General features: G+C 70.9%; 17 protein-coding genes. 10 read left to right on the top strand and 7 right to left on the bottom strand.

Going from position 1 to position 21,327, the window contains the following annotated elements; all coding sequences use genetic code 11:
* Window positions 1–17: 17 nt before the first annotated feature.
* The 4 genes from BH708_RS15970 to BH708_RS15955 are packed head-to-tail and all read right to left on the bottom strand — an operon-like array spanning window position 18 to window position 5,393.
* A complete protein-coding gene (locus BH708_RS15970; RefSeq protein ID WP_253705365.1) occupies window positions 18–1,910 on the bottom strand; it encodes an ABC transporter ATP-binding protein in 1,893 nt (630 codons plus the stop codon).
* On the bottom strand, window positions 1,910–2,815 hold the full coding sequence (locus tag BH708_RS15965; protein WP_083713685.1) for an ABC transporter permease: 906 nt from the start codon (window positions 2,813–2,815) through the stop codon (window positions 1,910–1,912). The genes BH708_RS15970 and BH708_RS15965 overlap by 1 nt, the downstream gene beginning before the upstream one ends.
* Complete coding sequence (locus BH708_RS15960; RefSeq protein ID WP_076811446.1) at window positions 2,815–3,771, bottom strand: ABC transporter permease; 957 nt, start codon at window positions 3,769–3,771, stop codon at window positions 2,815–2,817. Before BH708_RS15960 ends, BH708_RS15965 begins: the two co-directional genes overlap by 1 nt.
* Window positions 3,771–5,393, bottom strand: a complete 1,623-nt coding sequence (locus tag BH708_RS15955) for an ABC transporter substrate-binding protein (RefSeq protein ID WP_083713973.1) — start codon at window positions 5,391–5,393, stop codon at window positions 3,771–3,773. Before BH708_RS15955 ends, BH708_RS15960 begins: the two co-directional genes overlap by 1 nt.
* 178 nt (window positions 5,394–5,571) lie before the next feature.
* On the opposite strand from BH708_RS15955, the gene BH708_RS15950 reads away from it, so the two are divergent.
* Entirely contained in the window at window positions 5,572–5,808 is a 237-nt protein-coding gene (locus BH708_RS15950) for a zinc ribbon domain-containing protein (RefSeq protein ID WP_216639481.1), read from the top strand.
* A gap of 773 nt (window positions 5,809–6,581) precedes the next feature.
* Here the strand turns inward: BH708_RS15950 and BH708_RS15945 are convergent.
* From BH708_RS15945 to BH708_RS15935, 3 genes are all read right to left on the bottom strand, one after another.
* The gene (locus BH708_RS15945) at window positions 6,582–7,613 is read right to left on the bottom strand and encodes a proline racemase family protein (protein WP_076810015.1); all 1,032 of its coding nucleotides are present in this window, start codon (window positions 7,611–7,613) and stop codon (window positions 6,582–6,584) included.
* Window positions 7,603–8,691, bottom strand: a complete 1,089-nt coding sequence (locus tag BH708_RS15940; protein WP_216639480.1) for an alcohol dehydrogenase family protein — start codon at window positions 8,689–8,691, stop codon at window positions 7,603–7,605. The genes BH708_RS15945 and BH708_RS15940 overlap by 11 nt, the downstream gene beginning before the upstream one ends.
* A 177-nt stretch (window positions 8,692–8,868) precedes the next feature.
* Window positions 8,869–9,708, bottom strand: coding sequence for a hypothetical protein (locus tag BH708_RS15935; RefSeq protein ID WP_076810014.1), 840 nt, complete (start codon window positions 9,706–9,708; stop codon window positions 8,869–8,871).
* Between the two features lie 275 nt (window positions 9,709–9,983).
* On the opposite strand from BH708_RS15935, the gene BH708_RS15930 reads away from it, so the two are divergent.
* The 9 genes from BH708_RS15930 (at window position 9,984) to BH708_RS15890 (ending at window position 21,149) form a co-directional block, all read left to right on the top strand.
* Window positions 9,984–11,384 carry an APC family permease gene (locus BH708_RS15930; RefSeq protein ID WP_076810013.1) on the top strand — a complete coding sequence of 467 codons (1,401 nt, stop codon included), beginning with the start codon at window positions 9,984–9,986 and terminating at the stop codon, window positions 11,382–11,384.
* Entirely contained in the window at window positions 11,377–11,613 is a 237-nt protein-coding gene (locus tag BH708_RS15925; protein WP_076810012.1) for a hypothetical protein, read from the top strand. The genes BH708_RS15930 and BH708_RS15925 overlap by 8 nt, the downstream gene beginning before the upstream one ends.
* Entirely contained in the window at window positions 11,610–13,076 is a 1,467-nt protein-coding gene (locus tag BH708_RS15920; RefSeq protein ID WP_076810011.1) for an amidase, read from the top strand. Before BH708_RS15925 ends, BH708_RS15920 begins: the two co-directional genes overlap by 4 nt.
* A gap of 193 nt (window positions 13,077–13,269) precedes the next feature.
* On the top strand, window positions 13,270–14,547 hold the full coding sequence (locus tag BH708_RS15915; protein WP_083713684.1) for a type III polyketide synthase: 1,278 nt from the start codon (window positions 13,270–13,272) through the stop codon (window positions 14,545–14,547).
* Window positions 14,544–15,248 carry a class I SAM-dependent methyltransferase gene (locus BH708_RS15910; RefSeq protein WP_076810010.1) on the top strand — a complete coding sequence of 235 codons (705 nt, stop codon included), beginning with the start codon at window positions 14,544–14,546 and terminating at the stop codon, window positions 15,246–15,248. Before BH708_RS15915 ends, BH708_RS15910 begins: the two co-directional genes overlap by 4 nt.
* On the top strand, window positions 15,245–16,522 hold the full coding sequence (locus BH708_RS15905) for an FAD-dependent monooxygenase (protein ID WP_216639479.1): 1,278 nt from the start codon (window positions 15,245–15,247) through the stop codon (window positions 16,520–16,522). Before BH708_RS15910 ends, BH708_RS15905 begins: the two co-directional genes overlap by 4 nt.
* A gap of 117 nt (window positions 16,523–16,639) precedes the next feature.
* On the top strand, window positions 16,640–17,887 hold the full coding sequence (locus tag BH708_RS15900; RefSeq protein WP_076810009.1) for an ATP-binding protein: 1,248 nt from the start codon (window positions 16,640–16,642) through the stop codon (window positions 17,885–17,887).
* A 306-nt stretch (window positions 17,888–18,193) separates the two neighbouring features.
* Window positions 18,194–18,613, top strand: coding sequence for a Wadjet anti-phage system protein JetD domain-containing protein (locus BH708_RS15895; protein WP_253705364.1), 420 nt, complete (start codon window positions 18,194–18,196; stop codon window positions 18,611–18,613).
* Between the two features lie 223 nt (window positions 18,614–18,836).
* A complete protein-coding gene (locus tag BH708_RS15890) occupies window positions 18,837–21,149 on the top strand; it encodes an AAA family ATPase (RefSeq protein WP_076811437.1) in 2,313 nt (770 codons plus the stop codon).
* Window positions 21,150–21,327: the final 178 nt, after the last annotated feature.

Here is a 21,327-nt window from a genome sequence, read left to right as displayed (position 1 = left end):
GTGGTCCTGTCCCGCCCCTAGAGGGTCGGAACGTTCGCCAGCAGCTCCTTGGTGTAGGCGTGGCTCGGCGCGTCCAGCACCTGGTCCGTGAGTCCCTCGTCGACGATCACGCCATGGTCCAGGACCGCGACGCGCTCCGCCACATGACGGGCCAGGGCGATGTTGTGGGTGACGAAGAGCATCGACAGCCCCCGCTCCTCGCGCAGGCGAGAGAGCAGATCGATGATGCTGGCCTGGACCGAGACGTCCAGCGCCGAGGTGATCTCGTCGCACACCAGGACCCGCGGCATGTTCACCAGCGCGCGAGCGATCGCGGCGCGCTGCCGCTCGCCGCCGGAGAGGTCCCCGGGCCGACGGTCGAAGAAGGCCCGTCCCAGACGCACCGCGTCCAGCGCTTCGCGCACCCGCTCCTTGCGTCCGGACGCGTCGAGCGTCCCGGACATCTCCAGCGGCACCGCGAGGGACTGTCCCAGCGTGCGCCGCGGGTTCAGGGAGGAGAACGGGGACTGGAAGACGTACTGGATGTCCTGGCGCTGGTCGAGGGTGCGCTGACGGGTGGACTTCGCCAGATCGTCACCGTCGTAGGTGACCTGTCCCGACCAGTGGTCCAGCAGTCCCGCGATCGCGCGCGACAGCGTGGTCTTGCCCGAGCCGGACTCCCCCAGCAGCAGCGTGCACTGCGATTCGCGCAGTGCGAGGTCCACGCTGGTGAGCACCTGCTTCTCGCCGTAGGACAGCGAGAGGTCGCGCACCTGGACCAGCGGCTCGTCGGCGGCGGGTGCGGTCTCCGCGGAGCGGGGGCCGGCCGCGGCCGAGGTGGTCCCGTCGGCCGGAGCGGGCGCGGCGGCCCGACGGCGCCCGGCGAGGCTGCCGGAGCCTGAGCGCTCCGCGGCGTCGGCCTCCCGCCGCTCGGTCGCCTCTCCGCGCTGGGTCGCCTCTCCGCGCTGGGTCGCCTCTCCGTGCTCGGCGGCCTCGACCGCCGTGCGGCGGGCCTCGAACTCGCCGATGCGGTTGGTGCCGGCGAGGTCCGGGACCGCCGCCAGCAGAGTGCGGGTGTAGCGGTGCCGGGGGTCGCCGAGCACATCGGCCGCCGGACCCTCCTCCACCAGCTCGCCCTGGAGCATGACGGCCACGCGGTCGGCGATCTCCGCGACGACGGCCAGGTCGTGGGTGATGTACAGGCCGGCGACGTTGTTCGTCAGCGTCATCTCGCGGATGGTCTCCAGCACCACCGCCTGGGTGGAGACGTCCAGGCCGGTCGTCGGCTCGTCGAGCACCAGCACGTCGGGGTACATCGCGAACGCCATCGCGATGCCGATGCGCTGCTGCTGGCCGCCGGAGAGCTGGTGGGGCCAGCGACGCCGGTAGGAGTCGTCATCGGGCAGACCCACCTCGCGCAGCACGCTGCGCACACGCTCCTCCCGCTCGCGGTCGTCGGACCCGAACTCGTGGATCTCGAGCACCTCGCTGATCTGCTCGCCGACGCGGATCGCCGGGTTCAGCGACAGCGCCGGGTCCTGCGGGATGTAGGAGATCCGCGAGCCGCGCAGACGCCGCAGCGCCTCCTCGCCCAGATCTGTCATCCGCGCCGGGACGGTCGCGTTGGACGGATGCACGGTGACGGACCCGCCGGTATGGGTCAGCCCGCGGCGGAAGTGGCCCAGCGCCGCCAGGCCCACCGTGGTCTTGCCGGAGCCGGACTCCCCCACCAGCGCGAGGATCTCGCCCTGGCGCAGGCTGAGGTCCACACCCTTGATGACCGGGCGGCCGCCCGCGGTGGCGGCGATCTGCAGGTCCTCGATCTCGAGGACGTCCGCCCCGGCCTCCACCTGAGCGTGCCAGGCGGAGCCCTCGACCATGGGGGCACCGGTGGCTGTGAGGGTCACATCGGCCCTGCGTTCTCGCGACATCACTTCTCCCCGACGTTCGTGTTCGCGGAAGCTCGGGCGATCGAGTCCGCGATGAGGTTGTTCCCGATCGTCAGCACGGCGATCGCGAAGACCGGCAGCATCACGCCCCAGGGCTGCAGCGCCAGGGCGATGCGGTTCTCGTTGATCATCAGTCCCCAGTCCGCCGCGGGCGGCTGCATGCCCAGCCCCAGGAAGGACAGCGAGGCGATCGCGGCGATCGAGTAGGTCAGGCGCAGCCCCGCCTCGACCGTCAGCGGGCCCGTGATGTTGGGCAGCACCTCACGGAACAGGATCCGCATCCGCGGCATCGCGTACATCTCCGCGGCCCGGATGTAATCCTCGCTGATCACGTCCAGCGTCGCCGACCGCGTCACGCGGGCGATGCGCGGCGCATGGGTGACGCCGATGACGGTCACCAGCACCCAGGCCTCCGGCCCCAGCACGGTGATGGCCAGCAGGGCGAACACCAGCTGCGGGATCGCCAGCAGCACGTCGTTGGCGCGCATGATCAGCGAGTCCACCCGGCCGCCGGTGTAGGCGGCGATCATCCCCACCAGCAGGCCCAGGAACAGACCCAGCGCCGTGGCGAGCACGGCGAACAGGATCAGCGAGGTGCCCCCGGCCAGGAAGCGGCTGAGCACGTCGCGACCGAGGTTGTCGGTGCCGAACAGGCCGGCGCCCTGGAAGGGGCGGGCGGCGAAGTCGGTCGCGGAATAGCCGGTCGCCCAGGGCAGCAGCAGCGGCCCGCCGAAGGCGGTGAGGACCACCAGGGCGGTGAGCACCACGCCGATCTTCGCCTGGCGCTGGGCCCAGAAGCGGGTGACGACGGTATTGCGCCGAGTCGGTGCGGGGGCCGGTGTCGTGGTCTCGGTGGGGTCGGTGACGGCCTCGGAAGTCTGGGACATCACGCAGCACCTCCGGTGCGCAGCTTCGGGTTGGCCAGGATGCCGACGATGTCGGCCAGCAGGTTCACGACCACGTAGATCACCGCGACGATCATGGTCACCGCCTGGACCACCTGCACATCGCGGTAGTTGACCGCGTCGATGAGGGCCTGTCCCAGTCCGGGGAAGCGGAACAGGAACTCGACCACGACCACGCCGCCGGCCATCCACGCCAGCTGGATCGCGACCACCTGGGCCACCGGGCCGATGGCGTGCGGCAGGGCGTGGCGCAGGATCACACGGCGCTCGGGCACGCCCTTGAGGCGGGCCATCTCCACGTACCCGGAGTCGAGCACCTCGAGCATCGTCGCGCGCATCATCCGCGCGATGTACGGGGTCACCACCAGCACCAGCACGGCGGTGGGCAGGATCATCTGGCTGGGGAAGTCCCAGACCTGCGACCCCGGCGGGGCCATGGTCACCGCCGGCAGGATGCTCAGGACGCTGGTGGCGAAGAAGGCCACCAGGGCGATGCCGACGACGAACTCCGGCAGCGCGGCCAGCACCAGCGAGACGCCGGTGATCACGGTGTCGGCGGTGCGCCCACGGCGCAGGGCGGACCAGATGCCCAGGGCGATGCCGGCCGGGATGCTGATCAGCGCCGCGGCGACCATGAGGAACACCGAGGCACGGGCGCGATCGCCCAGCAGCTCGGCGACGGGCTCCCCGGAGGCCACCGAGGTGCCCAGGTCCCCGGTGAACAGGCCGCCAAGCCAGGAGAAGTAGCGCTGCCACGCGGGCTCGTCCAGGTGCATCTGCTCGTGCAGGGCGGCGATCCGCTCGGGGGTGGCCTGCTGACCGAGGATCGCACGGGCCGGATCTCCCGGCAGCAGCAGCGTGGCGGCGAAGATCAGCAGGGAGACGGCGAAGAGGATGACGAGGCTGATGGCCAGCCGACGGACGATGAGCCTGACGATCACTCGGTCTCTCCGATCCATACACGGTCCAGACGGAACCCGGACAGCGGGATGCCCGTGCGGTTCTCCACGAAACCGCCGAGGTATCCCTGGTAGGCGTCGATCTGGTTGGCGAAGCCCCAGATCAGGTAGCCGCCGCGGTCGTACATGATCTCCTGCGCCTGAGCGATGAGCTCACCGCGGGCCTTCTCGTCGACCTCGGCACGGGCCTGCTCGACCAGCGCGATGAAGTCCTCGTCCTCCCAGTGGGTCTCGTTGAACGGGGCGCCGGGCATCGCGCCCGCGTTGGCCTGAGCGAGGAAGTTGCGGGTGTACCAGAACGACTGGGAGAACGTGTAGTTCAGGTAGTCGGTCCAGTACGCGGTGAGATCCATGCGGTTGATCGTCACCCGGATGCCGGCCTCGGAGGCCTGCTCGGCGAACACCTGCGCGGCCTCCACCACGCCGGCCTGGATGGGGGCGGTGACCAGCTCGATCTCGAGGCCGTCGGGGTACCCGGCCTCGGCCAGCAGCTTCTTCGCCTCCGCGATGTCCTGGGTTCGCTGAGGCAGATCGTCCGGATAGGCGGGATCGAACACGGCGAACATGTCGTTGCCGAGGGTGCCCTTGCCGGAGAGCACCTGCTCGATCATCCCCTCGCGGTTCGCGGCCAGACGGAACGCCTGGCGCACACGCTCGTCGTCGAACGGCGCCTGGTCCACACGCATCGTGAACGGCAGGTACATGCCGGTCTCGGAGTTGAGGATGGTGATGCGCTCGTCGGAGGCGATGACCTCCGTCAGCGCGGGCGGGATCTGGGCGACCGCGTCGACCTGGTTCGACAGCAGCGCGTTGATCAGCGCGTCGGTGTCGTTGAAGTTCAGCAGGCTGATCTCGTCGAGATAGGGGCCGTCCTCGCCCCAGTAGTGCGGGTTGCGCGTGAGCACGGTGGACTGCGCGGCGGTGAAGCTCTTGAGCATGAAGGGGCCGGTGCCCACCGGGTCCTCGACCGTGAAGTCGGCCGGGACGATGATCGAGGTGTACTGGCCGAACTGCTCGTCCAGCGCCGTGTCGGAGGACGACAGGCGGAACTCCACGGTGTGCTCGGCGGTCTTGACGATCTCCTCGAGGTGGGAGAGGGCGGCGGCGCCGTTCTTGGGGTCATCGGGGTCGACGATCCGCTCGAAACTCGCGATGACGTCCTCGGCGGTCAGCGGTCGGCCGTCCCAGAAGGTCACGTCGTCGCGCAGCTCGGCCGTCCACACGGTCGCGTCGTCGTTGGGGGTGACGGACGTGGCCAGCATGGGTCGAAGGACGTAGTCGTCGTCGAAGTACAGCAGCGTGTTGTACATGTTCACGGCGCGCGCGATGTCCCCGAGGTTCGTGGCGATCGCACCGTCGAGGGTGTCGGAGGCACCGCCGCCGACGAAGCCGATGCGCATCGAGCCGCCCTCCCGGGGTGGACCCTCAAGATCCACGCTCTGCACCGGCGCAGCACTGTCACCGCAAGCCGCCAGGACGGCGCTCAGCCCCAGGCCGAGGCCGCCGCCGAGAACTCCGCGACGCGTGGCGACGGTGGTCGCGGCACGGGTGGCTGGATCATCGGATCGCGATATACGCCCACCATCAGGCGTTTCGCTCATGTGGATCGGGGTCGTCATGGACGCCGAGTCCCCCTTTCCTAGGCAATGGTGGTCCTTCAAGCCGCGTTCGACGATAGCGAGGCCTTGCGATGATCGCAAGTTGAGCTGACTGACATGTAGGCCTATCGCAAGCCATGGTGAAGACTTGGGGCACAGGACTTGGGGCACAGGATGCTGCGTGGACCCACGACCCGCCTACCCTGGCCATGTGTTCTTCATCATCGGCATCGACACCGAGCTGCGGCACCTCGGCGACGGGGCGACCCGCGAGTGCCCGCGCTGCCACAACATCACGCAGTGGCTGCGGATGCGCTCGTTCCGCCAGCTCACCCTGTTCTTCGTGATCCCGACCATCCGCTGGCGCCGCCGTCAGTACGAGACGTGCGGGATCTGCGGCGCCGTGATCGACGCCTGACGCCTTTCCGACCCCCGAGCACCGACCTGCAGCGCCGTTGACGTGGGGCGGTGCCGCGCCGCTGACGCCGAGCGGCGCCGCGCCTCTGACGCCGAGCGACGACGCCCTGCTGACTGCGAGTGGTGGCGCGTCGCTGATGCCGAGCGGCGACGCCCTGCTGACAGCGCGTGATGGCGCGTCATGCGGACCCTTCTGAAGCAGTCGAAGACGCTGCCGACCCGAATCCCTGCCTGCACCGAGCGGTGGTGAGGGCACCACCGAACCCCTCGCTCGGAACCTGCGGGGAGACCGGCCCGCGCCCCTGTGACCGACACGCCGCCGCCATGCGGCCCGTTCCCCCGAAGCACCCCGGACACGTCACGGATCGGTGGAACGGACCGGCGCGTCGGCCGCCACTTTGCGAGAGAACAGCGCGTCGGCCCGCCGCTCTGCGAGAGGGGCCGCCGACAGGACAGGGCCGACCAGGCCAGTTCACCGCACATGCCCCTCGCCGACACGCCGCTCACGTGCCGTCCATTCCACCGTTGCGCACCGCAGACGGCACGGATCGGTGGAACGGGCCGGCGCGTCGGCCCATCACGCTGTGAGAGGGGCCAGCAATGGGAATGGCCGACGACGGGTGGGGCCGGACGCGTCGGCCCGTCGAGCTGAGCGCCCCTGGTCGGCCGGGACCGCCCGCCAAGCCACGGGGGCCCGCCAAGCCACAGGGGCCTACCAAGCCACGAGGCGCCCGCTGGCCCGCGGGCCCCTCCCCCGGCGGGCGGCACCGCCGCTCAGGGACTGAGCAGATGCTCCAGGTCCGAGGTGTCCACCAGGGGGTCATCGAGGTCCACGGTCACCCGGGAGCGGGCCATCAGCCGAGCGCTGCCGGTGATCGTGGAGTGCCAGGCGGGGTAGTCCCCCACGGTGGTGGCCCCGACCACGGTGCCGAGGAAGCGATTGCCCCGCGGGGAGATCGTCTCCAGCGTGTCCCCGGGGCCGAGGTCGCCCTGGCCGGCCATCAGCGCGAGCCGTGCGGAGGTGCCGGTCCCCGTCGGGCTCCGGCAGATCACCCCCGGGTGCACATAGGTCGCCGAGCGGGATTCGACCGCTCCGTTCTCCATCGTCCGCACCCGACCCATGTAGTGCACGAACGGGAGGGGGCCGACGTCGCCGAGGGAGGGATGCTCCTGCCGCAGTCCGGGGCGGGCCGTGCGCACGAAGGCGTCGCCGAAGGCGGTCAGAGCGATCTGCTCGTCGGCCGTGAGCTCGAAGCCGTGGTCGGCGGCGCGGATCATCGCGAAGTAGGCACCGCTCCAGACCAGGTCGAACTCGACCCGGCCGTAGTCGGGCACCTCCACGCCCAGCCCGCGCTCGGCGACGTAGGCGGGCTCACCCTGGGTGGTGATCGACTCGACGTGCCCGTCCGTGTTGCGGGCGGTGATGTGGGCCAGCCCGGCCGGGGACTCCAGGACGATCTTCTGCAGGCCCTCTGCCATCTCGATCATCCCGCTCTCCAGCAGAGCGGTCGCCACGCAGATGGTGTTGGACCCCGAGTACATCGGGTAGCCCATGGCCTCCATGATGATGTAGCCGGCCTGCGCCTCGGGATGACCCGGCTCGACGATGAGGTCCACCGACATGGCCGGGTCCCCGTAGGGCTCCGAGAGCAGCAGCCGACGCAGACCGTCGCCCTCGGCCTGGAGGTAGCGCGCCTTCTCCAGCGCAGTGCCGCCCGACAGCGGTTCGACGCCGGTGGTGACGATGCGGCTGACGTCGCCGCCGGACTGGGTGTCGATCAGCTCCAGGGCTCGTTCACGGCGCATGGGGTGCTCCCACGCTCTCCCAGTGCCGGTCGGGGACGACGACCAGCTTGCCGATATAGGACTTGGCCATGAAGGCGCGCTGGGCGTCGTGGAAGTCGGAGAGCGCGAAGGTGCGGTCCAGCAGCGGACGGATCGAGCCGTCCTCGATGTAGCCGACCAGGCGGCGGAAGGCGGTGCGGGTGCCCTGGGAGGAGCCGTGCAGCTCGAGGTGCTTGAGGTACATCGTGCGCAGGTCGAGCTGGACCACCGGGCCGCCGATGGCGCCGGCGGTGGTGTAGCGGCCCTCCGGGCGCAGGATCCGCAGCAGGTCGTTGAACATATCCCCCGCGACCAGGTCGGCGACCACATCGACCGGGGCGTCGACCACCTTCTCGACCTCGGCGACCAGATCGTCGGCATCGCGCAGGATCGTGCCCTCGGCACCGATCGCCCGCAGCGCCTGCTCCTTGCCGGCGCTGGTGACCGCGTAGGGGATCGCGCCACGCACCCGCGCGAGCTGGATGACCGCGGAGCCGACGCCGCCGGACGCCCCGGTGACCAGGATCCGCTCCCCCTGCGCGAGACGGGCACGGTCGAGCATCTGCTCCGCGGTGAGATAGGCGCAGCAGAAGGTCGCCAGTCCCGCATCGGGGATGTCGGCGGTGACCTCGTAAGCGTTCTCGGAGGGGACGGTCACGTACTCGGCGTAGCCGCCGTCGCGGCCGTGGCCGATGTAGTCGATGTCGGCCAGGGACTCATCGCCCTCGGGGCGGTGGTAGAGGCTGAAGTCGACCATCACCCGCTGGTCGATCCTGCCCGGATCCACGCTCTCGCCGACGGCGGCGATGCGGCCGACGATGTCCGCGCCCTGGATGCGGGGGAACTGCAGGGTGGAGCGGCCGCGTCGCCAGCTGGAGACCTCGCTGGGGTCGGTGTCGCTGCCGTAGGCGCCCTCGCGCACCCAGACGTCCGTGTTGTTCATCCCGCAGGCGTGGACGTCGATCAGTACCTCCCCCGCCGCGGGCCTCGGGGTGGGTACGTCGTGGGAGTGCACGAGCTGGTCCAGCCCGCCGTGCCCCACGAGCTGCACTGCGCTCATCGTCTCGGGAATCGTCTCTGGCATCGAGGTCACCGCGGTGCCTCCCCTCGTCGGGCGGGCGAGCACGCGAATCCGCGGCTCAGGGACAGCTTCTCCCCGCGGAGGGCTCCGTGTAAATGGGTGCTGCCACCGTGCCGCCTCCCTGCCGCCCCCGGGCCGGGCGCCGCACCGTCGCACTCAGCTCTGGTCGGGTCCGTGGAACAGCAGGTCCGCGGTGCTGGCCACCACGGCCATGACGGCGAGGTTCGCCCGGTAGTGGGTGTCCGGGGCGGCGCGTTCACTGTCGCGGCGGACGAGGCCGTAGGCGCTCAGGCGCGTGAGGTCGCTGATCGTGTACATCAGCCGCAGCGCCTGATCGAGGTCCGGGCCGCCGCCCGGCGCTCGGGGCACGCGGGGCATGTCGGAGCCGCCGGAGAGGATGTCCGGCACGGTCAGGCCCTCGGCGCTGGTGACGTAGAACAGCGCGGCGAAGGTGTCGGCACCGCCCTCGAAACCGCCCTGGTCGACCTCCTGCTGCGAGAGCGTGAGCAGCAGGATGCCCATCAGGGCGCGGGCGAACAGGATGAAGGCGTCCGGATCCTCCTCGGCCGGCACGTACGGGCTGGACCCCTCGCCCGGCCGGGCTCCCGTCCCCGTCAGCTCGATCCAGCCCCCGGCGGTGAGCGCGGTCCAGGGGCCGACGAGCTCCGGCACGTCCCACATCGACTCGACCGGCTCCGCGCCCGTCGGGAGCTCCCAGCGCTCGACCAGCGTGCGCACGTCGACCAGCGGCAGCGCGCTGCTCTCGGTGACCTCGTGCCGCTCCCCCACCAGCTCGAGCAGGACGACCGCTCGCACGACCAGATCGATCTCCGCATGCAGCGCTGCGAAAGCGCCCGGGTCCTCGGTCACCGCGCTGTCCGTCGCGGACCAGCCGGCTCGCTCCTCCTCGGGGGCGGGCAGGAACCAGGGCCAGTCCGGTTCCTGCCCGCCGTCCGCCGCGCGGTCCTGGTTCTCGTCGTCTCTCGTTCTCGCCATCCGCCCATGGTGACGGGTGGGACGGGCCGACGTCACCCCGGGCGGCGCGCGCGTCCTGTGCCGCCTGCTCGATCGGAGCACGAGCCCGGTCGAGCACGCCGCACGAGCACCGGAGGGGACGCGCTGCGGGAGCACCGCGAGGATGCCCCTCCCGAACCCTGCCGGACGGGGTCCCCGTCGGGCGCTTCATCCCGATATGCCCGACCGCGCTCTGGATCCTGGAAGGATTCATCACTACACTCAGAATCCGGCACTCGTGCGTCGAAGGAGACGTCATGGCTGGTCAGAATGCAGGTCTCAAACGTCAATTGTCCCTCCTCAGCCTCGTCGCCCTCGCGGCCGGGGCCGTGCTCGGCGGATGGCTCGCCGAAGCCCCCTACTGGTTCGAGCTCACCGGCGCCGGCGCCGCGATCATCTTCCCGATCCTGGCCGTGATCCTGGTGCCCATCGGGCTGGCCTTCGCCGAGCTCACCTCGGTGCTGCCGTTCTCCTCGTCCGTGGACGTGTGGTCCGGCAATGCGATGAACTCCACCACGGGCTGGGCCACCCAATGGCTGTTCTTCCTGGTGCAGGTGGTCGAGCCGCCGCTGGTCGCCTTCATCTTCGTCACCGCCGCCGGCTTCTTCGTCGAGGTCCCGGTGCCGGTCCAGCCGCTGATCGCGATCGCCATCATGGTGCTCTGGTACATCTTCTCGAACTTCTCCATCGAGCTGACCGGCGTGATGGCGATCGTCCTGTTCATCGCGATGGTGACCATCACCGTCGGCACCTCGATCTACTACTTCTCCAGCGGCCACTGGGAGTTCACCAACATCTCCGAGCACGGTGGATTCTTCCCGCACGGGATCTCCGGGGCCGTGGCCGCGGCGTCCGCCCTGGTCCTGAAGTACATCGGCTTCGCGATGACGCCGACGATGATCCAGGAGACGACGTTCGCGGCGAAGAAGATGGTCATCGTGATCCTGGCGGGGCTGTTCATCCCGGCCGTGGTGTACATGCTGGCCACCGTTGCGATCGGCGGCCTCGCCCCGCACGACGTCATCGCGGGCCTCAGCGTCCCCGAGCCCGAGCTGGTCGATCAGCTGGGCATGCCCGCGATCATCGGCCTGCTGGCGATCGCCGCCGGACTGCTGTACGCCTTCACCACGCTGATGGGGTTCTGGACCTCCTCGGCCCGGGTGCTCTTCGGTGCCTCGCAGCTGCGCCAGCTGCCGCCCTGGTTCAGCCGCACCAACCGATACGGCCAGCCCTACGTCGCCAACCTCGTCGTGCTCGCGTTCGGGATCTTCTTCGCGGCCTTCACCAGCACGAACTGGGTGCAGTACACCTACTCGCTCTCCGTCGTCGCCGCGGGGGCCGTCTACTTCCTGGGCTGCCTGTCCGCGTATCGTCTGCGGACCAAGCACCCCGAGTGGACGCGCCCCTTCCGGGCCCCGGCGGGCAAGCCGATGTTCGTCGTCGGCATGGTGATCTCGGCCGCCATCACCGTCGTCGGCGTGACGTTGCTGCCGGCGAACGCGTGGCCGCCGATCATCGCCTATCTCGTCATCGGGGCCCTGGTCCCCCTGGCCATGAGGTCCTATCGCTCCCGCGTCGATCCCGACTACACGCCGATCATCCTGGGCCCCGAGGACGTCGAGGCCGTCGAGCAGAGGCAGAGGAATCCGCATGCCTGACCCCACGCCACGCCACGGAGCGGATCGGACGCCGCAGCCACCGTCGGCGGACGCGCCCCGCCCCCTCGACGTGGTCCGTGCCCGGTTCCCGCGCACCCCGGACGAGGACGGCGCCGGGCTCGCGGCGCACGCCGAGCGTCTCGCCGCCCTGCGCGAGCGGGTCGACCTCACCGCCCTGCGGGGCCAGGATCCCGCCCTGACCTTCGATCCGCGGAACGGAGCATCATGACCGGATCGGAGTCGCTCACCCTGACCGGGACCGCGCGCAGCCTCGCCCAGGGCAGGTCCACCTCCCGCGCGGTGACCGAGAACTGCCTGGCCCGGATCGCCGCACGGGACGAGGATCTGCGTGCCTTCATCACGGTGGAGGCCGATCGTGCCCGTGCCCGGGCCGATGCGGCCGACGCCCGGGTGCGGGACGGGCGCCGGCTCGGCACGCTCGACGGGCTGCCGATCGCCGTCAAGGACAACCTCTGCACGGAGGGCGTGGTGAGCACGGTCGGGTCCGCGATCTTCCGCGACCACGTCGCCGCGGAGAACGCCGGGGTCGTCGACCGTCTCGAGGGGCAGGGCGCCGTGCGGGTCGGGAAGACGAACCTGCACGAGTTCGCGCTCGGGGTGACCACGGAGAACCCGCATTTCGGGATCTGCCGCAACCCGTGGGACCGCGAACGGACCCCCGGCGGATCCAGTGGCGGTTCGGCCGTCGCGGTCGCCACCGGCATGGCGCTGGCTGCGATCGGTTCGGACACCTCCGGGTCGATCCGTATCCCCGCCGCCGCCTGCGGGATCCTGGGGTTGAAACCCACCTACGGGCTGGTCAGCAGCTACGGCTGCTACCCCGAGGCGTGGAGCCTGGACCACGTCGGCGTGATGACCCGCACCGCGGAGGACGCCGCGGTGCTGCTCGATGCGATCAGCGGTCACGATCCCCGGGTGCCCTCCTCGCTGCGGGTCATCTCCTCGCAGGCGGTCCGCGAGGTCGAGGAGACCGGCGAGCACGGGCGGACGCGCCCGCTGCGCATCGGGGTCGAGGAGAGCTTCTTCTTCGCCTCGATCGACCGCGATATCGAGGTCGTGGTGCGAGGGATGCTCGATTCGCTCGCGAGCACCGGCACGGACGCCGGTGCGCATGGGGGTGCGGACACCGGTGCGAAGGCGGGCGCGGGGGTCGAGCTCGTGCCCGTCTCCCTCCCCTCCCTGGCGGACGCCGTCTACGCGCTGACGGTGATCGACACCGCCGAGACCACCGCCTTCCACGCCGAACAGTTCCGCGAGCGCCCGCACGACTACGGACCGGACGTGCGAGCGCTCATCGAGTGCGGTGCGCTGCCCACGGCCGTGGACTACCTCCAGGCCCAGCAGATCCGTTCCCGGGTCCGCGAGGACTTCGCCCGCGTCTTCGAGCAGGTCGACGTGCTCGCCTCGCCGACCCTCCCGATCCGCACCCCGCAGATCGAAGAAGCGGTGGTCACGGTCGACGGGCAGGAACGGGACCGGGACGATGAGCTGATGCGCCTGGTGGGCCCCGCGAACCTGGCCGGCCTCCCCTCCGTCTCCGTGCCCTGCGCGATGCTGGACGGCATGCCGGTGGGGATGCAGTTCCTCGGCCCCCCGCTGGGCGAGGGCGCGGTGCTGAGCGCAGCCGCTGCGGTGGAGGAGCTGTTCACGCCGCCGGCGAGCGAGGGTTGAGCGTCGGCGGATGTCGATGTCGGGCCCGACGTCGGCGTGCCGCCAACCGCCCGGTCCATGCCCGTCCCCCACGACCCGCCGTCGCCCGGAACGCTCCCTCACCGCCGGGTCCGCCGCCCGCAGCCGTCCACGCGCCCGACAGCCCCGCTGTGCAGGGGTTGTCCCCACCCCGCGCTGCTCCCGACAATGAACCATGACGGTCACTCTTCGGTCCCTGGAAGTCGCAGTCCCCGCCACGGAGCTCGCGCAGGAGGACGTCCGCGATGTCTTCGCCGCCCAGCCCGACCTCACCCGCCTGGGCCAGCGCCTGGTCTCCACCTCGTTCAACTCCTCCGGCATCGAGCGTCGCTACAGCGCGCTGAAAGAATGGGATGGGCCGCCCGACGAGGGCGAACCGGTGTTCTTCGAGTCCGGGACCGGGCGCTTCCTCAACCCCACCACCGGGGCCCGCAACGAGGTCTTCGCCCGCGAAGCGTCGGAGCTGTACACCCGGGTCACCGACCAGGCGCTGACGGCCGCCGAAGGGATCGAGGCCGCGGACGTCACCCACGTCATCACTGTCTCCTGCACCGGTTTCTTCGCCCCCGGCCCGGACTACCGGATCGTCCGCGCGCTCGGCCTGGACCCCTCGGTGCAGCGCTACCACCTGGGGTTCATGGGCTGCTACGCCGCTCTGCCCGCCCTGCGCCAGGCCCAGACCATCTGCCGGGCCGATCCCGAGGCCGTGGTGCTGGTGGCCACCGTCGAGCTGTGCACCCTGCACGTGCGCACCTCCGACGACCCCGACACCATCGTGGGCTCCTCGCTGTTCGCCGACGGCGCCGCCGCCGCGATCGTCACCGGGCGCGATCTGCCCGCGAGCACCCCGCTGCTGCGGCTGGACCACTTCGAGACCGTGCTGACGCCGGTGGGTGAGGAGGCGATGGCCTGGAACATCGGGGACCACGGCTTCGAGATGGTGCTGGGCACCTACGTCCCCCACATCATCGATGAGCACATCACCGGTGCCCTGGTCCCGCTGCTCGCCCACGACCCGTCGCTCGAAGCGCTCCCCTATCGCGACATCGAGCACTGGGCGATCCACCCGGGCGGTCGCAGCATCCTCGACAAGGTCGAGGCGAAGCTGGAGCTGACCGAGGCCCAGCTCGTCCCCGCCCGCGAGACGCTGCGCGACTACGGCAACATGTCCAGCGCGACCGTGATGTTCGTGCTGGACAAGATCCTGCACGATGCGACTCCCGGCTCGGAGGAGCGCGTGTGCTCGATGGCCTTCGGCCCCGGCCTGACGGTGGAGACCGCACTCATGACCACGATCGGCGCCCCCGTCGACGGCGGGGGATCGGCGGCCGACGGCGGGTCCGCCGTCGACGCCGGATCCGCGGCGGACGATGTCTCCGCGACGGACGGTGTATCCGCAGCCGAGGCCGGCCCGTCGGTCACCCCGGTCGGTGAACCCGCGGGGCGCTCGTGATCCTGCCGCCCCTGGTCTCGCGGGACGAGCGCGCCACGGAGCGGATGGACGATCCCGACTGCGACCCGACGCGGCTCGCACGCACGTACGCCCAGTTCCGCCTGGTCAACGCCGTGGTCGCCGGCTGGCGGGCCGCCTACCGTCACCAGTTGCGTCCGCATCTGCGCCGCGACGGGCCGACCACGCTGCTGGACGTCGGCAGCGGCGGCGGGGACCTCGCCCGGGCGCTGGCCCGCTGGGCCCATCGCGACGGCCTCGACCTGCGCGTGACGGGCATCGATCCGGATCTGCGGGCACATGCCTGGGCGCGACGGCAGCCGCCCGTCGCGGGGGTGCAGTTCCGTCGGGCGCTCTCCCGCGAGCTGGTGGCGGCGGGCGAGCGCTTCGATCTGGTCGTCTCCAACCACCTGCTCCATCACCTCGCGGCCGACGAGCTGCAGGCCCTGCTGGCCGATTCCCGGCGCCTCGCCCGCACCGCCGCGATCCACAGCGACATCCAGCGCGGCCGCCTCGGCTACGCCCTGTTCTCCGTCGCCACCTGGCCGTTCTTTCCCGGATCCTTCATCCGCGAGGACGGGCTCACGTCGATCCGCCGCAGCTATACGGCCGAGGAGCTGCGAGCGCTCGCGCCGGAGCGCTGGGAGGTGACGGCGACCGGTCCCTGGCGGCTCCTGCTCACCCACGGCGCCGGGACGCCGTGACCGTGCCGTCTGCGAGTCCTGAGGGCGACGTCTGCTGCGAGGTGCTGATCGTCGGCGGCGGGCCGACGGGGCTGTTCCTCGCCGCCCTGCTGGCGCGACGCGGCGTCGGGGTCATCGTGCTGGAGCGTCGGGCCGCCCCCGCCGAGCACTCGCGTGCGATCGGGCTGCACCCGCCGGCGCTCCGGGCCCTGCGCGAGGTGGGCCTCGAGCGCACCGCCGCCCGGGTCGGGGCGCGGATCCGCTGCGGTCGGGCGCGCAGCCGGGGCCGGGAGCTGGGCCGGCTGCGCTTCGCGCGGGCCTGGCCGGGTCGGCCCTATGTGCTGTCGCTGCCGCAGAGCCGCACCGAGGAGCTGCTCGCGGATCGCCTGGCCGAGTCGGCACCGGGAGCGCTGCGGCGCGGCCGGGAGGTGACGGCGCTGCGGGAGAGGGCCGACGGGGTCGAGGTGACCGCGAGACGGATGGGAGAGGCCGGCGAGACGGGATCCACGGCGGAGCCCCTCCGTCTCCGTGCCCGCGTGGTCGTCGCCGCCGACGGATCCCGCTCCACCGTCCGGGAGCTGCTCGGCATCGGCACCACCGGGACCGAGCACCGCGACGCCTACCTCATGGGCGACCTCGCCGACCCGGACAGCGCGGGCGCCGAAGGCACCGGCTCCCACGGCGTCGGCACGGACCGCGACGCTCTCATCCATCTCGAGCCGGGCGGCGTCGTGGAGTCCTTCCCCCTGCCGGGCGCTCGACGACGCTGGGTGGTCCACACCGGCCGCGGCGACCTCGCGGAGCCCCGTTCCGAGGTGCTGACCCGGGCGATCCGCGAGCGCACCGGGATGCGGCTCGATCCGGGAACGACCAGCATGATCAGCGCGTTCTCGGTGCGGCGCCGCACGGCGCAGCGTCTGGTCACGACTCGGTGCGCACTGTTGGGCGATGCCGCCCACGAGATCAGCCCCATCGGCGGCCAGGGCATCACCCTGGGCTGGCTGGACGCCCTGGACGCGGCACCGCTGCTGGCGCGCACGGTGCGGGCCACGGCGGGCGGACGATCGTCACGCGGCCCGCTGGACGCCGACCCGGCATGGCAGCGCCTCGAGCGGGTCTGCCGACGCCGCGCTCGGGTGGCGGGCCTGATCGCCCACGCGAACACCGCCCTCGGACGTCCGCTGCCCGGGCCGTTCGCCGCCGCGCGGACGCTCGGCGTGAGCATCGCCCTGCGCACGCCGCTGCGGCACGTGATGGCGTGGACGTACTCGATGGGGTGGGCGCGGCGGCGGTGAGCAGGCCAGATCACCTGCGTACCCCGCCTCCTCGCCGATGAAGGGGCCATGCCTTACACTCTTTACCATCCTTTATTCGATCGCGATAAAGATGACAAAAACTTGTAAGGACCTTCCATGGACCCAGTTTCCAACCCCTACACTCCCAACGCCGGCGCGCGACCAGACGTACTCGCCGGACGCGATGATCAGCTCTCGAACTTCTCAGTGCTCCTCCAGCGCGTCGCGCGGGGCAGAGCGGCCAGGTCGATGATCGTCACAGGGCTGCGCGGGGTCGGGAAGACAGTGCTTCTGGGCCAGTTCCGAGACAGGGCGCTCGAGGAGGGGTGGAGCGTTCTGGACCACGAGGTGGCGAAGCACGATGATGCTGCATTTCGCCATCAGTTCGCGCTCAAGCTGCGTACCGCCCTGCTGGACCTCGCGCCTCGTGCACGCTGGACGAAACGGTTTCACAAGGCTGCTGCAGCCCTCTCCTCGTTCACTCTCACCATCGACCAGGCGGGCCAGTTCCAGGCCGGCCTGAACGTCGACGCCATCGAAGGACTCGCCGACCATGGCGACCTATCGATGGATCTGACTGACGTCTTCGTCTCGCTCGGCGAGGCTGCCCACGAGAAAGACCGCGGCGTCGTCATCCTGCTCGATGAGGTCCAGTTCCTCAGCCGCTCCCAGCTGGAAGCGGTCATCCTCGCGCTGCACAAGACCGTGCAGCGAAATTTGCCGATAGTGCTGGTGGGGGCTGGACTGCCTCAGGTCCCGGAGCTCGCCGGAGACGCGAAGTCCTATGCCGAACGGTTGTTCACCTTCCCTGGCATCGGGAATCTCGACGCGGTCGATGCCCGGCGTGCGCTCCAAGAGCCCGCCCAGCTCGAGGACGCCGATCTCACCGACGATGCGCTGGATCTCGCCTTCGAGGTGACCGGCGGCTACCCGTACTTCATCCAGGAACTGGGTTGGGCGGCCTGGGGTGCCGCGGAATCCAGCCCCATCAGGCGGAGCGACGTCGAGGATGCCGTCGATCACTACCTCGCGAAGCTCGACTCCTCGTTCTTCCGAGTACGCCTGGATCGCGCGACCGACCTGCAAACTGCCTATCTGCGCGCCATGGCGGAGCTCGGACCCGAGCCCCAGAAAGCGGCGGATGTGGCGGCCGTCCTCCATCGGGAATCCACCCAGCTGGGTCCGACTCGCGCCGAGCTCATCGACATGGGGCTCCTCTACACCCCCTCACACGGCTACGCCGCGTTCACGGTGCCGCATTTCGACATGTTCATGCGGCGGGCACTTCCCGAGCTGATCATCCCGGAGGTCCGGCGTCGACACGGTGGCCATCGCGCCACGAAGCGCGGCGACGCGCCCCAGTGAGCGCGCGCTCGGATCCACACGGCAAGTGAGAGCAGAGCTCGTTCGTCGGCCGCCTCGTCGCGGCCGCGCGCGCTGACCGGACCGCCAGTGGCATCCGCTTCGACGAGTCCGGACGGGACGGAGCCGGAAGGCCCCGAGAGGCTGGAGGGGCCGACGATCTGGGGCTCGCGGCGGCCCCCACGTTCCACGACGTCCTCGCCCTCGACCCCCGGCTGCGGGGCACGAGCGCGCCCCGGGCCGGCCTTCCCTCGCGCCTCGAGGATCGATCTCGCCGAGCTGCCGTCCCTCGGCCTGTCCCCGGATGTCGTGATCGTCTGCGAGAACGCCGAGACCGTGCAGGTCCTCCTGGACCTGCCCGGGGTCATGGCGCTCAGCGGGTCCGGCTACGCGATCTCGGGACTGCTCGAGGTCTCCTGGGTGCAGGCGGTCCCGATCCTGTACTGGGGCGATCTGGACGCCGATGGTTTCCGCATTCTCGACCGCGCCCGGCACCACCATCCTCGGGTGCGCAGCGTCCTGATGGATCGGAGGACGTTTGCCGCGCATCGTGAGCTCTCGGTGCATGTCGAGCCCCGCACCCCCGTCACGACGACCCAGCTCACCGACGCCGAGCAGTCCCTGCACGCGGACCTCGCCACCACCGGCGAACGTCTCGAGCAGGAACGGATCGAGATCGGATTCGCCGTCGCGGCGCTGCGCACCGCCGTCGACGACGCGTCGGCGTGATGCGTCGAGTTCAGCGACCACGCCTGTCGGGCCGATCTCAGCCACGTCCATTCGCCGTGCTGTCCGTCTCGCCGACCAGCGATGCGGTGTATCCACATCACACCGAGAATGTCTCGCCGCCGGCTGGGGGTTCCCCACCCGGATGGGATCGTCAGACTCTCTGGTCGACGCCCTGCCTCGGCTGACCTCCCCGAAGCCGGCTCCCGTGCGGGACAATCGCCCCATGCCCGCCCCGATCACGATCACCGAAAACTTCGCCCGCGCCCTGGATGCGCTCCGAGCCGGTGACCACCTCTTCCTCACCGGTCGCGCCGGCACCGGCAAGTCGACCTTGATCCGCCACTTCCTGGCGACGACGGATCGCACCGCGCTGACGGTGGCCCCCACCGGCATCGCCGCGCTGAACGTGGACGGGTACACCATCCACCGCCTGTTCTCCTTCCCCGTCGGCATCACCGAGGAGCAGGTGCGTTCCTCCGGCTACTACCCGGGGCGCTTCGCCGCGGCGCTGGCGGAGCTGGAGGTGCTGATCATCGACGAGGCCTCGATGATGCGGGCCGACCTGTTCGACGCCCTGGCCGCGGCGCTGGAGCGCTTCGGCCCTCGACCCGGCGAGGCCTTCGGCGGGGTGCAGCTGGTGCTGGTCGGCGACCTGTATCAGCTGCCGCCGGTGGTCCACGACAGCGAGGCCGCCCACCTCGAGCAGCGCTACGGCACCCCGTTCTTCTTCTCCGCCCGCTCGTTCACCCGGGACGATTTCGAGGTCGTCGAGCTGTCCACCGTGTTCCGCCAGATCGGCGATGACCGCTTGGTGCACCTGTTGAACGCCGTGCGCGAGGGCACGCTGCTGGAGGACGCCCGCGCCGAGCTCAACGCCCGCACCGACCGGGACTTCGAGCCGCCGATGGACGAGTTCTGGCTGACGCTGGCGACCACCAACCGCATCGTCACCTCGCGCAACCGCCAGATGCTCGAGCGCCTGCCCGGCCCGCCGCAGACCTTCACCGCGCAGATCAGCGGGGAGCTGGACGGCTTCGAGCGACCCACCGACACCCAGCTGGGCCTCGCCGTCGGCGCGCAGGTGATGATGCTCAACAACGACCCCCTGGACCGCTGGGTCAACGGCACCCTGGGGCGCGTCACCGCGATCGGCCACGACGCCGACGGGCCCGTCGTCCAGGTGCAGCTGCGCGACGGGCGGCTCGAGCAGGTGCGCGAGCACACCTGGGACATCACCCGCCCGGAGGCCCGGGGCGGGGAGCTCGTCCACCAGGTGATCGGCACCTTCACCCAGCTGCCGATGAAGCTGGCCTGGGCGATCACCATCCACAAGTCGCAGGGCCAGACCCTCGACCGCGTCGTCGTGGACCTCACCGGCGGCACCTTCGCCAACGGCCAGCTGTACGTCGCGCTCTCGCGCTGCACGAGCCTGGAGGGGCTGGTGCTGCGGCGCGACGTGCTGCCGCGGGATCTGAAGTCCGACGTACGGGTACGACGCTTCCTGGCGGCCTCGGCCGAGCCCTCCGAGGCCCTCGGCGAGGTGTACCTCGCGGCGCTGACCGTCGGCAACGTCGGCGACAAGTACCGGCCTCGTCCGGTGGAGATCGCCGTGGTCACCGACGACGGCGACGAGGCCAGCACGGTCGTGAACCCCACCAGCGACCTCTTCGCCGCCCGCACCGAGTACGCCCTGACCACCCGCGACGTGCAGCTGGCTCCCCTGCTGGGGGAGGCCTGGGCAGCGCTCGCGCCCCTGCTCGCCGGGCGCCTCCCGGTCGGCGCGCGCATCGACGAACAGCTGGCCTGGATCGATTTCGAGCTCAAGCGGGGCGGGACGGTCGAACCGATGCCGCTCGGGGTCGAGCTTCCCTCCCGGTCCCTCACGGTCGAGGACCGCGCGGGGCTGCGGGCGTCCACGGCGCTCGAGCGCGCCCACACCACCGCGGCGATCGTGCACCGGCTGCGGGATGAGGATGCCTGGACCGGCCACGGTGGGACGAGCTTCCCGCAGCTGACCCGCGGGACCGGCTACCTCCTGGCCCGCACCAGCGGCGAGGCCGGGACCGCAGGCCCTGAAGGTTTCGTCGTCGGCGGGAACCTCTCGGCCGAGGACGACCCGGCCCAGGTGCTGGCCGACTCGCTCGGGGCGGCCTGGGAGCGGGTGCTGGCCCCGGACCAGGAGGTCGTCGACCGCCTGCGTGCGGCCGAAGCGCACTTCGGGGTGCAGGTGCTGCCCGCGGACCTCGAGCTCGACGGTCCGCTCACGGCGGCCGACGTCCTCACCCCCGGTGCGCGGGTCTGCTTCACCGGCGAGGTGGTCCACCCCGAGCACGGCGTCCTCGACCGCGAGCGCATGCAGCGCCTGGCCACGACGCACGGCCTGGCCCCGGTCCAGAACGTCACCAAGACCCGGACCGACGTGCTCGTGGTCGCCGAGCGCGGCACCCAGTCCCGCAAGGCCAAGAACGCCGCTGCCTGGGGCAAGCCCGTGCTGGACGCCGAGGATTTCCTGGCCTGGGTGGACGGCAGGAGCTGAGGCGGTGACGCGAGGGCTTGAGGTCTGACGCGTCGGATAGCGCCCCTCCATCCGATGCGTCAGACCTCACGCTCCGGTGCGCAGCGCTCCGTGGCCCCGCGAGACGGGACGACGTGAGCTCCGGTCGAGCCCGAGTCCGGCTCGCCTGGCCGGGACGACTCTGCGTGGAATGACGGCA

This window comes from Brachybacterium sp. P6-10-X1 (genome assembly GCF_001969445.1).
In the GTDB taxonomy this organism is placed as follows: Bacteria; Actinomycetota; Actinomycetes; order Actinomycetales; family Dermabacteraceae; genus Brachybacterium.
Note: the sequence above shows the minus strand (reverse complement) of the source record. Positions and strands in the feature narration are given on the sequence as shown.